This window comes from Enterobacter cloacae complex sp. 372C4, from assembly GCF_050030615.1.
GTDB lineage: Bacteria > Pseudomonadota > Gammaproteobacteria > Enterobacterales > Enterobacteriaceae > Enterobacter > Enterobacter intestinihominis.
This window is the reverse complement of record NZ_JBLGUQ010000001.1, coordinates 1,637,595-1,653,754: the sequence shown is the minus strand read 5'-3', so window position 1 is coordinate 1,653,754 and position 16,160 is coordinate 1,637,595. Positions and strand designations below refer to the sequence as shown.

Sequence of the window (16,160 nt, the reverse complement as noted above, 5' to 3'; positions counted from 1 at the left end):
ATAGGGTTGGAGACTATAAAATGCACATATAGGTACGTATCAATGTCGTTTTTAGGGTACGATCATGGCTAGGGGTAGGCGTCTCAAATCCTATTTGGATTATGAAAATGCGCTAGGTGACGGCATAGGAGTGGGCTATGGCCAAAGTTATCAGCCCTGGCTTAGAGCTCAGGACGTTAAATCCCGTGGAAACCGTTCGATAGTCTTTGGCCTTAAGACGTTTCGAAACCATCATCTCCTTTCTTCTGTCGAAAGTAACTTTTTCTATCTGGCTGAGTTTAATGACTCGGTGATTGATATCCGGGAACAATTCCCACTCTTTCCTCTCCGGCTTACCCAACAAATAGCAAATCATCTACATTTTCAACATCCTATGGTGAGGGGAGTAAGAGGAGTACCTGTCGAAGTTCTGAATGTTATGACAACCGATTTTTTACTGACCTTGAGAACTCCTGAAGGCGGACTTCGATACAAAGCTATAGCAGTAAAACATAACGAGAGCATACCTGAACGCGAAGCCCAAAAACTTGAAATAGAGAGGATGTTTTGGCAGTTGATTGATGTTGAGTTTCAAATTTATGTTGGCTCGGAACTCAATAACGTCGTCGGTAAAAACATTTGCTGGGCTACTTCTGTATTAAGAGATGGTTCTGAATTTTATGATAAATATCCTCTTGATAAAATCCTATGGAAGCTTAAACCAGATGTTTATCCCATAGTAGGACTACGTGCAATGATTTCATCAATCTTTGGGGTAGATGCACAAGAAGCGATGATGTTATTGCAGGCAATGATTGGATTAAAAATGATAAATGTTGATTTATCATATCCAATACTCGAAACCGGTCTGATAAAGATAATTTCCAATGACCACTATATAGGACTGAACGCAAATGGATATTATTAGGAATTCAGTCTGGCTCTCTCAAGGCACTGATTTGCTTGCAGAGGGACTTTACCGTGTTTTGGATTTTGACAGAAAGGTCGATTTGTTAATTTTGTTTAAAATAAAATCAGAAAGAACGGGTAAGCCAATCCCTTTCTCATTTTCAATGTTTAAATATTATATTGAATCAAATAGCATAACTTGTAAAGATTATATATATCCTTCATATATGTTAGTAGATGAGAAAGAATTAACAGATAAAGACAGAGGAAGGCGAGATGAAAATTACAATATCATTAAAGATCTTGTAGATGACAGAATGTTTCTGTTCGACTATGCATTACATAAAAAGTCGCACCTTTTAATGGATTACTCAAGAAATAAAAAAATATCACAATATACTATCAGAACGCTTCTGGCGTTGTATTGGCGACATGGGCAGGATATTTATGCATTGCTACCCGCATTCTCGAACTGTGGCGCCGCTGGGAAAAGTAGAATCAAACATGAAATTAAACTTGGGAATTCCAAAAAAAACAGAGCATTACCTAATGAACGATCACGTGTTTTCATTCTTAATGAAAGAGATATAAAAAATATTAGAAAATCTCTCATTACGTATCATTATAAAGTTAACGGAGATACGATAAAGAAAACATTAGAGAGACATATTGATTTGTATTTTAGGGATGAAATTAAAACAGCAAACCTAGAAAATAGAGCTCCATATGTTCCTTCTTTAAAACAATTTTCATACTGGAATAAAAAACTCTTCACTAAAGATTTCTCGATAAATAAGAAGAACACGAAAAAAGAAATAGACCTCAAAATGCGGGCGCTTTTAGGTAGTGTGGCTAATACAACTGTTTTGCCGGGTGATGTTTTCGAAATAGACTCAACTGTCGCTGATGTACATCTTATTTCGAGTTTAAACAGACGAAAAGTCATTGGGCGTCCTACTATTTATACAGTGGTGGATCGTGCAACAAGAATGATTGTTGGCCTTCATGTTTCTTTATACCATGCTTCATGGCGAGCCGCCCGACAAGCGTTAGCAAATTGCTTTATGCCAAAAAAAGAATATTGTAGATTATTTGGAATCTCTATTACTGATGATGATTGGCCTTGTTCTCACATTCCATTAACATTGATGTGTGACAACGGGGAGATGATTGGTCTTAAACCTCAGGAAGAGATGACCCCCCTGACAAAACTTGAGTTTGCGCCAGTCGGTAGAGGCGACAGAAAAAGCATTGTTGAACGCTGTTTCGGCATTCTGAATGATGAGGTTATTCATAGGCTTATTGGAACAACACGAAGGGGAAAGATTGTTAAAGGAGAGCCAACACCGCAATCCAGGGCTTGTTTAACGATTCAGGAGGTCACGTCTTTACTGATTCGGGAGATACTTGCACATAATCAGAGAACGTATGAGGAACTGGCTTATATCAATCCCTTACTGATTGAAAATGATCTCGTAATATCACCAAAAAATAGTTGGATGATAAGCTTAAAGCACGGGAGATTCAGCGCAAGAGCCGTTGGGGCCGACGAAGTGATCGCACGATTGTTAATCCCTGTGAACGCTAACATTACCGCCGGTGGGATTCAGTACAATAATCTTTTTTATGAATGTGATCCTGAAATTGCATCAGGTGTCAGAGTATTTGGAAGAACCACTTGTGAAGCAAGAATAGATGACAATTGCGTAGATTATATATATGTAAGATTTGACAAAAATAGCATTTTCAAAAAACATTACCTACTTAAGAAAAGAGATGTATTTAAAGGGAAAGCTCATCTTGATACAGATGTAATGGCTGATTGGGTAGATACTCAAAAAGAAATTAATTTATTTACTCTGGATTCGCTCAGCAATATCAATAATAAAGATGAATTTAACAGGAAAGGTAACGAAAGATTAAATGAAATATACGAATCTCGCCGGGTACATGGTAAAGATATTAAAAAGAACAGGAAAAATGAACTTGATTCATTAGGGCGAACTCATGTTGCTAATGGAAGATCTGAACCCCTACTTCCTTCATCCAGTAATGTTCTGCTTTTGCCTGGCCGGGAGGAGAAACAAAGATGGTTAAAAGGTAAGAAGAAGACTGAGGACGCAGAATAATGAATCTTATACGGCGCGTTTCAGCGATATATAAAGAACAGGAGTTACCTGAGTATCGTGGCAATCCCTTAATTGAAGCACTTCCTGAAGCGCTTACGGAAGATGAAGTACTTCTGGAAATGAGTTATTTCCCCGAAATTGACGAAAAAATCCGCTGGACTGCCCCGGCGAATGTTAGAGAGCAGTATGTCGAACGTATAAAGAAATTCCGTTGCCCTCAAACCAATCTTATCCAGGCTTATAAGATGATCTTACGGGCACTTAGGGAAAGCTATGCAGCTCGTAATCCTTTAAAAAGCGGAACAATTCAATATCTTCATTACTATGGAAATGAGCGTCCTGATATTGAGCCAGAAAGTGGATATTTTAAATCCCAGGCTGAAACTATTACGATAGTTGGAATGAGTGGTTCTGGAAAAACTACCATGATTGAGCAAGTCATGGATCATTTCCCTCAGATTATAGAACACAGCAGCTATAAAGGAGTTTTTCCCGGCTTCAGTAAGCAAATTGTATGGGTAAAGATTAATTGTCCATACAATTCAAGTGTGAGAGACCTTTGTGAAGAGATTTTACAAAAATTAGATGATGCAATTGGTATTGAACGAACTACACCTGAGATTAGAAATGGTGCTCTGGCTCGCCAGATTGCACAAAGAATTAAATCATCATTTTTGGGTATCCTTGTTATTGATGAAATGCAGAGGCTTAAATTTTCAAGAACCGGGGGTGAGAGTAAGTTGATTGATTTTTTACATGAAATTGTAGATTCCATGGGGGTATCTATGGTTTTTTGTGGAAATCATCCTTTTGACGAGACGCTGACAAAGAAAATGAGAATTGCCAGGCGGGCAGAGTCTGGTGGTTACATGAAAATTAAGAATGTTAGATACGATTCACAAGACTGGCAATCGTTTATTCATTATTTATGGCCATTACAATGGACAAATGTTGAAACTCCATTAAATGATGAGTTAAACGAAAAATTATTCATTTTATCTAAAGGCAATATTGGATTGGCTCAGATGATTTATCGGGGGGCACAATTAAAGGTTATCGGTAGCGGCAATGAAATCATCACTGGCGCAGTCTTGTCGGCCTCTGTACCGGTACTCGTGAGTCATACGGAGGAATATAAGGATACTCCACTCCCGGGGGCCGCGACTGAAGATGAGGAAGCTAAATGGCTCTCTGCATCTAATGAGGGTGATGCTTCGGCTAAAATCATGGCAGAGAAGTCCCTAAAGTCTTTGATCCCAGGGGATATAGACAGGCCACAGCACAAGGAATTCGTAGGAAAAATAGACGAGGTTTTGCGCAATTTCGACGAGAAAATACTGTCTCTTGACCACGATCTTGTTATCAACAGAACAGCTGAAAAGAAAAATACCTACGATGCTCTTCAGCGTTGCGGGCTTATAAATATAGATCCACTTAATAAATTGTAATGAGGTAACAGTTCGTAACGGTCAAAGAGAGGTGTGGGAAATGAGAATGTTGCCTGTTTTGCCTGATGAATCCTTGTTCAGCCGGTTTTGTCGGACAACTACCGTGTACGGTATGTCCCCATCTTCTCTGTTAACGATCATTTTCAACAAACCTGATATGAACGTCCATCCAATTCTCAATTCAGGATTAAAGGCTATTTCTCTTCATACATCCGAAAGTGCAGATCAGCTCTGGCATGAACAGACTTTACTCCCTCTTTTTGCCTGGGCACTACCAATCAGTCGTAATGAAATTATGGATTTCAACACGACCCCTGCCAGGCTTAATCGATTGTGCCGCCTTAGTAATTTTTCACTAGGGCAGCGCACACTATTGAAGTTTTGCCCGGTTTGCGCTCGTGAAGATACTTTTCATTATGGTGTTACTTATTGGCATCTGGCGCATCAGCTTCATGGGGTTACAACCTGCCATCGGCATCCGGTAGCGCTTGAAAGCATCCATGTCCCTTCTTCACCGCACATACGTATTGGACTGATGCCTCCTGTTTCGTATACAGAACAACTTAGCAATGAGATAGACTTCGATTTTGCTAAGTTTTGTTATGAGTCCCTAAATATAATCAGAAGAAAAGATATTACACACCCCAATTACATGGATGTACTTAAAAAGTTGAATTTATTATCATTGGATGGAAATTTAAAGAAAAATGTATTCTACGCACATGTTTATGCTAAGTGCCAGTTATTTGGGGAGGGTTCATCGGGACTTATACCAACATCCCTAACTGATTATCATTACTGGGAGCCTATACTCAAAGACAAATGTTGTCAGCATCCCACAAAGCATCTTTTGCTTTGTTATTGTTTGTTAAATACTTGCTGGCCAACGTATGCAGGAAGTCGTACTAATAAAAAGAAAGAAATCTTTAAAAGTCATAAGAAATACAGTTTTCATATAGTTGAAAATAATACTAGTGTTAGCAACCTTGGGAAGGAATTTAGTCGCAGCAGATGTTACATTAAAACACTTATTTATAAAAAATACCTGAGGGCGTTTAAGCGAAACACAAAAATTAATATATTCACTGAATTGCTTATCAAGTCTATGGCTGTAAGGGGGGTTAGTCTGGCATCCATAGCTGAGAAAAACTCATTATCGGAAGGAGCTGTATCCTCTGTAATTTCATCTTGTTACGGTTTATGCTCATGGCGTAAAAAATGTAAAAAAGATTCTTTAAGACGGCGTCATAAGCAGAAAATATTAAGATTTATACATAATCAATCCGTTTCTATAACACGAAAGTTAGTCAAAGAAAGTTGTTATGCAAGTTTCTATTGGCTAAATAAACATGAATGTGACTGGCTTAATTCCTGTCTTCCTAAAACAATACGATGCTATAAAAATAAAAGAGTAGAGTGGAGCGAGAGAGATATTATCTCATCATCATTAATAAATGATGTTTTATCTCAGGGGCAGTACTCGATGTCACTTACAAGTCTAGATGCTTTACTGGGAGGGCATGGCTGGCTTTTGAAATACAGAGATAAACTACCAATGACAATGATACTTCTCAGAAAAATGGAACTAATTAAATAAGAGGGAGTTATATGGTTTACGAAAATGAATTGTGGCACAGTTTTCTTCTGCGTTCACAGATAATGTATAACTTATCCAATTGCAGGAACATAATATCAAAGCATGGCGCACTAAGGTACGATGCCTTTCCTCGTTTCGAACTGATTGATATGTACAAATTGCATAGCTTGCAGGATATATATGACATTCTTGCCACTAGAAATGGTTATATACTAACTTCCAATATAGTGTCGTTATCTTCTGGTGTTTACGGGTATTTTAACGCTGTTGAAGATGCCTGTCGGAAAAATTTTCACATAACTAATTCATATCCATTGGTAAACATCTCAAACATTCGTTACTGTCACAAATGTATTGTTGAAGATATACACTCTAAAGGCATTGGTTATCTGCGTCATAGATGGTTGTTTGAATCTAAATGTGCAGTTCATAGTACCAGTTTATATGAGGTTTGTTTTGATAACTATTTGAATGCAGTGAAAGGACTTAGTGACTTAATTATAAGTGGAATAAATCCTCATGGTTATTGTTCCCTTGTGGTTGACGTTTCAAACCCTTTCAAAAATCCAGTGTATATATTACCATGTGCACGTAATAAAATTTTAAAATGGATTTCGGACAATAAAAATATGCTGATTTACTTTCTCTTTGATCTCTTCAAATGTAAGTCGCATTCAAGTTTATCTAAGGTTATCGAAGTCAAGATAATGCATGATAGATATATTTCTGCGGTGTTCAAGATGTTAAGTGAAGTTAATTTTTGTAATTTCAACTCATTTATTTCTGATATTTTTGAGGACGTAAGTTATGCCTCTGTCGGACTTGATGATTATTCTGTTAATGTGCATTTTCTCAGGCTAAGGGCTGCAGATTGTAAATTTTGCCAGTTGAATGGTAAATATTTTTGCTCACTTTACAATGTAAAACTTCTTCGCTAATTTCACTTCATTTATAAAATACTAAGAAAGCTAGTTAGATAAGGTTTTATATTTTGACTGGGGCAGGAATAAATTATCACTCATAGAGTTTCCCTGGGGGTTACCACCTGTGTATGATGCCGGTTAGCAACAACGTCTAAAAGACCTGCGATCACGTGGGTCCCTCTCCAGCAAAGGGGCAAGGGGTGCTATATAACGGTGTACTGCTTACCCAATACGGCCTTGTATTTGAAAGATGCCGCATCTTGGCAGGATTCGTATTACAGCCTATAGTCTGTTAATGAGCATTACAGCCTATATGCTGTAAATCCCTGCGTTATGCTTGTTAACTCGTCGATACGGAAGGTCACTTATGAACACTCAATACGCTTTGAAGACTTTGAATCAGTTACGTCCTGTTTTAATCGGCTTTCGCAAAGCCAATGGACTGACGCAAAAAGATGTTTCTGAACGTTTGGGTATAACACAGCAAACTTATGCCCGACTAGAGGCCAACCCTGCAAGTGCGGGTTTTGAGCGTTTGTTTAGGGTGTTCAGCGTCCTTGGAGTGGAGATCGTACTTTCATCCAGGGAACCATTGTCAGATGCAAAGCCCGAATACGGAGCTATGCACAATTATTCTTCACTTCCAGCCAGGCGGGAGAAATGGTGACGCCTGGCGCTTCCCGGTCTAATTTTTCTTCAACAAGATTAACCCCTTAGCGGCCTGAAGTATCAGGTTGCGATAGAGCCTTTCATTTCTTCTGTTATGTTAAATACACCATTTTGAGCTATTTCGCTCGGCCTTAAATTATCTCTTCATTCTTCAGTGAAAATTTTATGTCGATCACATTATCGATGAATTTAGGAAATAATCCGTAAATGAAAATCTATCTTCTTTTAAATTCATCAGTGTCAGTAGCAAATATTACGCATAAAAGAATGGTTATTATTATCATTTAAATTATAAAGCTCATGAGTCAATTCCAAAAAATATAATAAGCATTGAAATCATTACCCGTGATTCTGGAGTTTTAACTTTGCCATGTAACCAACCACAAGTTAGTTTCCGGTGTTTTGAGGGGCAGTAAAGTTCTGAAAGCGCGACCAGATCATAATCCCGAAATGTCGTTAAGATATTCTGAATAACGGTTATCCCTGCTTGTTGGCAGGCATTTGAAAATATATTTTGTATTCAGGTTGCAGCAAAACGCTTTCTTACACACAGGACTTCATATGCGGCTCAGAAAATTAAAACTGAAAAACTTCAGAGGCTACAGAAACTCTACTGAAATCATTATTGATGAAAGCATGACGGGTATTGTCGGTCGTAATGACTTTGGGAAATCAACGCTTCTGGAAGCGCTGGCTATTTTTTTTGAAACAGAAGGAATGAAGGCTGACAAGAATGACATGAACTGTTTCAGCCTAAGAGAAGGGGACGGCCGTTTTGAAATAGCCTGTGAATTTGATGACCTGCCCGATTTTATCATGATCGACGACAGGGTGCAGACCACGCTCGCCTCAGAACATCTGCTGAATGAGGACGGCAATTTTGAAATCGTCAAAACGTTTAAAGCAACGACCTCAGGAAAACCGGAGCAGACCTGCATCCGCTGCATCCACCCGGATGAGGAGCCCCTGAGAAATTTACTGGGCATGAAAATTTCTGAGCTCAAGGCGGTGGGAAAAGAAGTTGAAAAAAATGTGGCGGATAAACGCACTGCATCGTTATGGCGTCAGGCCATCAGGGAAGCCGCAGCCCCCTATACCTGTTCGGAAATTATGCTGGATGTCGATAAAGAGTTCGGAACCGACACAAAATCATTATGGGGTAAGATCCTCGATTTGCTGCCCACGTATGCGATTTTCAAAGCCGACAGGGAAAGCAGCGACGGGGATTCCGAAGCTAAAAACCCCTTACAGCAGGCCGTAAAAGACGCTCAGGCTGCGCTGCAGGACAAAATTACAGCGCTGGAAAATGAGATTCAGGACAGCGTCCTGGATGTCGCACAGAGAACGCTGGATAAATTACGTGAAATGGCCCCCGAACTCGCCAGTGAACTGACTCCACGATTTAAGGAGAAACCCAAGTGGACCTTCAATTTCACCCTGGACGGGGAAAATGGCATCCCCATCAATAAGCGCGGCAGCGGGATAAGGAGGCTTATCCTGTTGAATTTTTTTCGGGCTGAGGCTGAAAAGAATGTCGCGGGGACGCCCAGAAATGTGATTTATGCCATAGAGGAGCCTGAAACGTCACAGCATCCGAACTATCAGATGATGCTGATGAAAGCGTTACTGGCACTGGCAGGCCAGCCGCACCGTCAGATTATCGTCACCACCCATGTCCCGGCGCTGGCCGGATTAATCCCTGTCGAAGGCGTACGTTATGTTACCCGAAATGAGGCGGGTGAACCCGTAGTAAAAATGCCGGATGACGCAGTGCTGAAGGAAGCCACTGAAAGCCTGGGGGTGCTGCCAGAGACCGGTATGGAAAGGGCGCAGGGGATTGTTCTGGTAGAGGGAAAGTCGGATGTTACTTTCCTGAGGCATGCGGCCAGTTCATTAAAACAGTCAGGTGCGCTGCCAGCCTCTCTGGAGGACGTGAAAATAGTGCCAGTCCTCATAGGAGGGTGTGGTAGCGTCAAACACTGGGTTACATTGAATCTGGCCAAAGATCTGGGGCTTCCCTGGTGCGTATTTCTGGACTCCGATATTGGGGGAGACCCTGCACAGGTTCTGTCCATCCAGAAGCGTAAAAAAGAAGTAGAGGAGGCCGGTAAGGTATTTTTCGCTACGCGCAAACGTGAGATAGAAAACTATCTGTGCCCGGATCTTATCGAGGAAATTACTGGTGTAGCCGTCACGTTTACGGACACCTGTGACGCTAAAAAAATAATCGGCCGGGCTGTGGGAATGAAACCCGATAATGTACTAGATAAATTCTGGCCTCAGATGACATCAGAAAGAATCATCTCAAGATCAACCTATCATGACGGAACGCAGGAGAGAAGCGAGCTGGTTGAGATCCTGAGCGACATTGTATCCATGACGAGATAATGTATTAAATAAGCATCTCAGGTGCATATATTCCGGTCCTCAACAAAGGACCGGAGTACAGAGTAGTAAAAACCCGAAATTAATCGGGTTTGAATTATATAAAGATTAACCGACTCCCGCGCCCAGGAACGATGTAAAATCACGCTTGTCGTGACATTTCTACAATGTTTACTTTTGACTATCAAGCCATTTATTCATCTGCTCAATTTCACCTTTTTGAGCTTTAATGATGTCCTGCGCGAGCTTTCTCATTTTCGGATCTTTTCCGTATTTGAGCTCGGTCTCAGCCATTGCTATTGCCCCTTCATGGTGCGCTACCATGCCTTTCGCAAAAGCCTTGTCGGGATCGGACTCATTTACGGCAGCCATCATTTTGTCATGCATGTCTTTCATGCCAGCCATATATTCCTGTGACGAAGCCGAGGTAGACATATCAGTCATTTTCATTTCTGAATGTTCTGCTGAAATCGCTGGCAGGGATAACATTAATACTGCAAATAAAGTGTTTCTGGCTTTCATAAAAAATATCCTTTTAGCGTTGATGCCCGTTAACTGTAGCAGAATCTGATAAAAATGCCCCCTGTAGGGGGCAAAGATGTTGCCATATATCCGGTTACGGAAAAATCTATCAAGGAAATAAGGACAGCACAGATACTTCCCTCGCCGTCAGCCTGCACTGAGCATGCGACGATGCGCTTCGGCCATGGCCTGATGTGGGCCAGACTGACCGTTATTCATAAATTCATGGGCAACTGCAGCTCTTTCATGCTCATTCATTGCCGCTAATGACTTCGACGGCCCGGTAGGGGAAACGGTCTGACTTCCCATCATCCTCTGATGACTTTCCACCATTTTCTGGTGCGCATCCGCCGACCCGTTCGTCATGGTTTCATGAGCAATAATGGCCTGTTCATGCTGGTCCATACCGGCCATACGAGGTGCAGTCCCCTGGATCCCGACAGGAGCCGCAGCAGACTGCATCTGGTGAGCAGGTGCCTGTGCATTGTTGACCCGCTCATGGATATTCACGGTTTCAGTGGCCCAGGCCGAAGAAATTAAGCCAAAGCCCAGCAAGGATGCTAATACGATATTTTTCATGATAACTCTCCATTTCTTAATTAGTGATGTCCGGGGGAGTACAACCGGTGTTTTCAGTTCCATAACTGAAACAGGTTCGGAAGTGTTTATTTCTCCGGGAGGGGACTGGATATTCATTTCCTGGCGTCCACTGACGCCGGATATTGATAAAGCAATCCAGCCTTCCTGATAAGTTGCACTAATTATATCGAATGGCTTCTGTTTGCTGCATGACAGGCTAATGACATCTTTGTCATTTAAATCTTTATTCGTAAGCGTGCAGCGAGAACCGTATTGACGGGGATGTGTTATTCATTTGGCAATGCTACGCGCCAGGGGAGCAGTTCGCTGACCCGGTTTATCGGCCAGTCAGCTATAACATCAAGCACATGGCGAAGGTAGCTTTCTGGCTCCACTCCGTTCAGTTTGCATGTCCCGATCAGGCTGTACAGCAGCGCTCCCCGCTCTCCTCCATGATCCGAACCGAAGAACAGGTAGTTTTTGCGGCCCAGGCTGACCATCCGTAGCGCATTCTCAGCTATGTTGTTATCTGCCTCGGCCCAGCCGTCGTCAGTATAGTAAGCCAGCGCCGGCCACTGGTTCAGTACGTACGTGAACGCTTTCGCCAGTTCTGAGTGTCGCGACAGCGTTTTCACCTTTTCACGCAGCCAGCTTTCCAGGGATTTCAGCCGCGGTTTAGCTTTTTGCTGACGTTCTGCAAGGCGTCGCTTCGCCGGCATCCCCCTTATTTCCGCCTCGATGGCATATAACTCACCGATCCGTTTCAGGGCTTCCTCCGTCAGCGCTGACGGGGTGCGAACGTGCACATCGTGGATCTTGCGGCGGGCATGAGCCCAGCAGGCAGCTTCCGTTATCTGTCCATTGCGGTACAGTTCGTTGAACCCGGCGTACGCATCCGCCTGCAGAACACCGCTGAAGCCAGCGAGATGGCTCTGCGGGTGGATACCTTTTCTGTCCGGGCTGTAAGCGAACCACACTGCCGGCGCCAGCTCTGACCCGGCGTTACGGTCGTCACGAACGTACGTCCACAACCGCCCGGTCTTCGTTTTCTTATTACCTGGCAACAGCACCGGGACAGGCGTGTCATCAGCATGGAGCTTACCGTCAGTCAGCACATAGTCCTGAAGCGCCCCTTCCAGCGGTGACAGTAGCCGGCAACACGCATCCACCCAGCCCGACAGCAGTGAGCGGCTCAGCTCCACACCCTGGCGGCCGTATATTTCAGACTGGCGGTACAGCGGGGTGTGCTCTGCATACTTTGAACTCAGCACGCGGGCCAGCAGCCCCGGTCCTGCGATACCCCGCTCGATGGGCCGTGAAGGCGCGGGGGCCTGCACGATGGCATCGCACTGAGTACAGGCATGCTTTTCACGTACTGTCCGGATAACCCGGAAGGCGCTGCGCATCAGCTCCAGCTGTTCGGCGGCATCTTCACCCAGGTAACTCAGCGCACCACCACATTCCGGGCAGCATGACGCTGCCGGCAGCAGCCGTTTTTCGTCACGGGGAAGTGATTCAGGGAACGGTTTGCGGGTACGGGTCTGCCGCAGCGGGCGCTGCACGGCCGGGTCATCCACCCGGCCGGTAAGGGTATCGCTTTCTTTCTGCAACTGCTTAAGGTCGGCTTCCATCTTCGCGATACGGCGGGAGACTTTTTCGGAGCGGCTGCCGAAGTTCATCCGGCGCAGCTTATCCAGTTGCGCCTGCAGGTGATCTATTTCGCGTTCACGCTCGTTCAGCTTTTCCAGAAGGGCACGGTTCAGCGCCTCCTGTTCGGCAAGGAGACGTTTCAGTTCATCGATATCGTCAGGAAGTAAGCTGTTCATACCGGGTATATTACCAGGCTCATTCAGCGTCGACCAGGATAAAGAGGCCTACAACATAGTCAGTGACGTAAGCAGTCTTTTAGGCTGCCGCCAGTCGATACCTTCAAGGAGCATCGCCAGCTGTGCCTGTGTGAGGAACACTTTGCCATCCCGGGCTGACGGCCAGGCGAAGCGGCCGCGCTCCAGCCGTTTGGTCAGCAGACACAGTCCATCGCCGGTAGACCAGAGGAGCTTTACCTGACTGCCATTACGCCCACGGAAGATAAAAACGTGACCTGACATCGGATCGTCTTTCAGCGTCGTCTGCACCTTTGCCGCCAGGCCGTTGAAGCCGTTTCTCATATCGGTGATGCCAGCGACCAGCCAGATCTTTGTCCCTGATGGTAATGGGATCAACGTTTGAGCTCCCGTATCAGCAGGTTCAGGATATTTTCGCTGATGGCACCATTCAGACGGAGTGATCCGTGCCGGAACGTCACTTCACAGCTGATATTGAGTGATTCAGGTGCCGCAGCAGCTACAGGTTGTGACCGGGGGGAGGTTGCAGGGACAACATCTTCGGCATCAAGTGTTATCGGGAGCAGCTCAGGCACGTTGTTTTCTGTTGTTGAAGGAGGACGTAGTTTTCCTTCGCGCCAGTACTGGCGCCACTTAAACAGCAAATTATCGTTGATCCCATGCTCACGAGCGAGTTGCGCTACGGAGATCTCTGGTCGATGCGAGAGTTCAACCATTTTGATTTTGAACTCAACGGGATAATTAGGGCTTTTTTTACGCACTGCGGTTAATGATTTCATGGATAGCGTCCACCATATTTGGTGTCCATTATCCTCTCAGGAATTTCAGGATCTGCCAGACGGTGCTGAGACGACGCTTACCTTTATTCCCAGCACTGGGTGTCCGGAATCATTTTCTCCAGTCTGGGCACGGATAAGATAAAACGCGTTGAGTGTACGTCCGATTCCACCTGCACTCTTCCGTGATGTGCTTCCACGATTGACTTCACAATCGCAAGGCCGATGCCGCTGCCTTCTCCTTTTCGTTGTCTGGACGGATCCACCCGATAAAAACGGTCAAACAACCTTGATAAATGCTCTTCAGGGATTGGTTTCCCCGGATTTTCAATCACAAGGTCAAAAAAGCTCTCCTGCTCTCTTATTGAGACGGTGATTGCCTGTCCCTCCGGGGTATAACGCAGGGCATTGGATAACAGATTATTGATCGCCCTTCTGAACATTTGTGGATCTCCCTCAACCAGGCAGGGCATCCCGTTAAATTTGAGCGTGATATTGCGTTCTTCGGCCCAGGCTTCGAAAAACTCGAAGACTTTCATGACTTCCGCTCTGAGGTCAAACATGACCCTGTCAGGTATCAGCTGATTATTATCTGCCTGTGCCAGGAACAGCATATCGCTGACCATTTTGGTCATCCGGTTATACTCTTCAAGACTGGAATAGAGGACATCCTCAAGTTCCCTCTGTGTTCGATCCTGACTCAGTGCGATTTCAGTCTGCGTCACCAGATTGGTGATGGGCGTTCTGATCTCATGCGCGATATCGGCAGAGAAATTGGCCTGGCGGGTAAAGACATCCTCAATCTTTCCAATCATATGATTGAACGAGATAACCAGTTGCTCCAGCTCAATGGGAACGCGTGTCGGTTCCAGTCGCGCATCAAGATTCTCGGAGGTGATGTTTTTAATGGCATTGCTGACATTACGAAGGGGCAGGTGCCCCTGACGGACAGCGATTCGAATGATCAGAACAATCAACAGGCTTATCACGACGGCAATCGCAATCAGGTTCTTTTTCAGCGCATCGAGGTAATGGAGATGGAAATTAATGGATAGGCCAGTCAGCATGACATAGTTCTGCTGTTTGCCCTGAAATATCGCCTGACCAGAGGAGGCGATAATCCTGTATGTTTCCATCTTCATTTCGGACCCGGTATCCATCGGTCCCGCAGGATCCTCCACCGTCCAGAGAAAGACATCCCGTGCGCGGCTGTGCTCGCTAAAATCTGCTGAATTCACTGCCGGGCGTAGTGCCGCCCCCTGAGCTGAGCTAAAGAGCACTTCCCCCCTGGGATTGAGGAGCAAAAGGGCAACGTTGCGGTAGCTGGCAATTGATTCCTTTATTTTGCTTATTTTTTTATCATCCGGATCCACCGGGGACTGCAGTATACGGTTCAGTGTGGTGCTGATTTGTTGAAGATCGCTGACATCCTGCTCGGCAAAATGATTTTCAACAGAATGCAGCATAAACCAGGTGAATGCGATAAAAGCCAGTATCGTGGACAGGCTGATAAAAAAGGTCAGCCGCAGAGCGAGTGAGAAAGGGCGTCTGGAAGGTTTGCTATGCATCCGGGACCTCCAGCATGTAGCCCACGCCCCGGACTGTCTGGATCAGCTTTGTCTCGTAATCGTTGTCTATTTTAGCGCGGAGTCGCTTTACTGCGACATCGATCGCATTAGTGTCGCTGTCAAAATTCATGTCCCAGACCTGAGAGGCAATCAGGGAGCGGGGAAGAACCTCTCCCTGATGGCGAATGAAGAATTCCAGCAGGCTGAACTCTTTACTGGTGAGCACAATGCGGTTTCCGGCGCGACTGACTTTTCTGGATACGAGATCAATCGAGAGGTCAGCCACCTTAAACTGGCTTTCCGTGATCATCGTGTTTCCCCGCCTCAGAAGGGTTCTCACCCGGGCGAGCAGTTCGGCAAACGCAAAGGGTTTAACCAGATAATCGTCCGCACCCAGTTCCAGTCCTTTGACCCTATGTTCGATCGTGCCGAGGGCTGTCAGCAGTAAGACCGGCATACCCTTTCCGGCAGTGCGCAGCATGCGGATGATATCCCAGCCGTTCACATCAGGTAGCATGATATCCAGAATGACTAAATCATACTCGGCTGTCATGGCGAGATGATATCCGGTAAGACCATTATCAGCGTGATCCACTACGAACCCTGCCTCTGTAAGCCCTTTGCTGAGATATTCACCTGTTTTAATTTCGTCTTCGACGATCAATATTTTCATCTTGCTCCCCGGCTGGCTGCTAATGTCATTCTATTGCGCCCACGATCGTTATCAACGGATTACAGCAAAAATGACAACATTGTCATTATCCTGTCACCCGGCAAACAGAGAGCGTTAGGTAAAGTACCCCTATCAATACTCTGGACTTCATTTGAACCA

At 44.5% G+C, this 16,160-nt stretch carries 14 protein-coding genes; 7 read left to right on the top strand and 7 right to left on the bottom strand.

Features of this window, described 5'->3' with window-relative positions:
- The first annotated feature begins 64 nt into the window (after positions 1-64).
- The 7 genes from ACQG11_RS07995 to ACQG11_RS07965 all read left to right on the top strand — a co-directional run bounded on the left by ACQG11_RS07995 (position 65) and on the right by ACQG11_RS07965 (position 10,042).
- Positions 65-907, top strand: coding sequence for a TnsA endonuclease N-terminal domain-containing protein (locus ACQG11_RS07995; RefSeq protein WP_000090707.1), 843 nt, complete (start codon positions 65-67; stop codon positions 905-907).
- A complete protein-coding gene (locus ACQG11_RS07990) occupies positions 894-3,017 on the top strand; it encodes a transposase (RefSeq protein ID WP_063256007.1) in 2,124 nt (707 codons plus the stop codon). The genes ACQG11_RS07995 and ACQG11_RS07990 overlap by 14 nt, the downstream gene beginning before the upstream one ends.
- Positions 3,017-4,465, top strand: coding sequence for an ATP-binding protein (locus ACQG11_RS07985; RefSeq protein WP_001049180.1), 1,449 nt, complete (start codon positions 3,017-3,019; stop codon positions 4,463-4,465). The genes ACQG11_RS07990 and ACQG11_RS07985 overlap by 1 nt, the downstream gene beginning before the upstream one ends.
- 40 nt (positions 4,466-4,505) lie before the next feature.
- Complete coding sequence (locus ACQG11_RS07980) at positions 4,506-6,062, top strand: TnsD family Tn7-like transposition protein (RefSeq protein WP_426728292.1); 1,557 nt, start codon at positions 4,506-4,508, stop codon at positions 6,060-6,062.
- Positions 6,063-6,073: 11 nt separating this feature from the next.
- Positions 6,074-7,000 (top strand): hypothetical protein, encoded by a 927-nt coding sequence (locus tag ACQG11_RS07975; protein ID WP_058680833.1) that lies wholly within the window; start codon positions 6,074-6,076, stop codon positions 6,998-7,000.
- A 352-nt stretch (positions 7,001-7,352) separates the two neighbouring features.
- A complete protein-coding gene (locus ACQG11_RS07970; protein ID WP_001097216.1) occupies positions 7,353-7,652 on the top strand; it encodes a helix-turn-helix domain-containing protein in 300 nt (99 codons plus the stop codon).
- Between the two features lie 563 nt (positions 7,653-8,215).
- Positions 8,216-10,042, top strand: coding sequence for an AAA family ATPase (locus ACQG11_RS07965; RefSeq protein WP_001239419.1), 1,827 nt, complete (start codon positions 8,216-8,218; stop codon positions 10,040-10,042).
- Positions 10,043-10,210: 168 nt separating this feature from the next.
- Here ACQG11_RS07965 and copM read toward each other — a convergent pair whose 3' ends face one another.
- The 7 genes from copM to silR form a co-directional block, all read right to left on the bottom strand.
- Positions 10,211-10,561, bottom strand: coding sequence for a CopM family metallochaperone (gene copM, locus ACQG11_RS07960; protein ID WP_000647571.1), 351 nt, complete (start codon positions 10,559-10,561; stop codon positions 10,211-10,213).
- Between the two features lie 147 nt (positions 10,562-10,708).
- A complete protein-coding gene (silE, locus tag ACQG11_RS07955) occupies positions 10,709-11,140 on the bottom strand; it encodes a silver-binding protein SilE (RefSeq protein ID WP_000790485.1) in 432 nt (143 codons plus the stop codon).
- A 287-nt stretch (positions 11,141-11,427) separates the two neighbouring features.
- The gene (locus ACQG11_RS07950) at positions 11,428-12,966 is read right to left on the bottom strand and encodes an IS66-like element ISKpn24 family transposase (RefSeq protein ID WP_048213845.1); all 1,539 of its coding nucleotides are present in this window, start codon (positions 12,964-12,966) and stop codon (positions 11,428-11,430) included.
- 48 nt (positions 12,967-13,014) lie between these two features.
- Positions 13,015-13,362: an IS66 family insertion sequence element accessory protein TnpB gene (gene tnpB / locus ACQG11_RS07945; RefSeq protein WP_001774233.1), complete on the bottom strand. Its 348-nt coding sequence runs from the start codon at positions 13,360-13,362 to the stop codon at positions 13,015-13,017.
- A complete protein-coding gene (gene tnpA / locus ACQG11_RS07940; protein WP_003031976.1) occupies positions 13,359-13,763 on the bottom strand; it encodes an IS66-like element accessory protein TnpA in 405 nt (134 codons plus the stop codon). The genes tnpB and tnpA overlap by 4 nt, the downstream gene beginning before the upstream one ends.
- Positions 13,764-13,846: 83 nt before the next feature.
- A complete protein-coding gene (gene silS / locus ACQG11_RS07935; protein ID WP_000555736.1) occupies positions 13,847-15,328 on the bottom strand; it encodes a copper/silver sensor histidine kinase SilS in 1,482 nt (493 codons plus the stop codon).
- The gene (gene silR, locus ACQG11_RS07930) at positions 15,321-16,001 is read right to left on the bottom strand and encodes a copper/silver response regulator transcription factor SilR (RefSeq protein ID WP_000697968.1); all 681 of its coding nucleotides are present in this window, start codon (positions 15,999-16,001) and stop codon (positions 15,321-15,323) included. The genes silS and silR overlap by 8 nt, the downstream gene beginning before the upstream one ends.
- Positions 16,002-16,160: the final 159 nt, after the last annotated feature.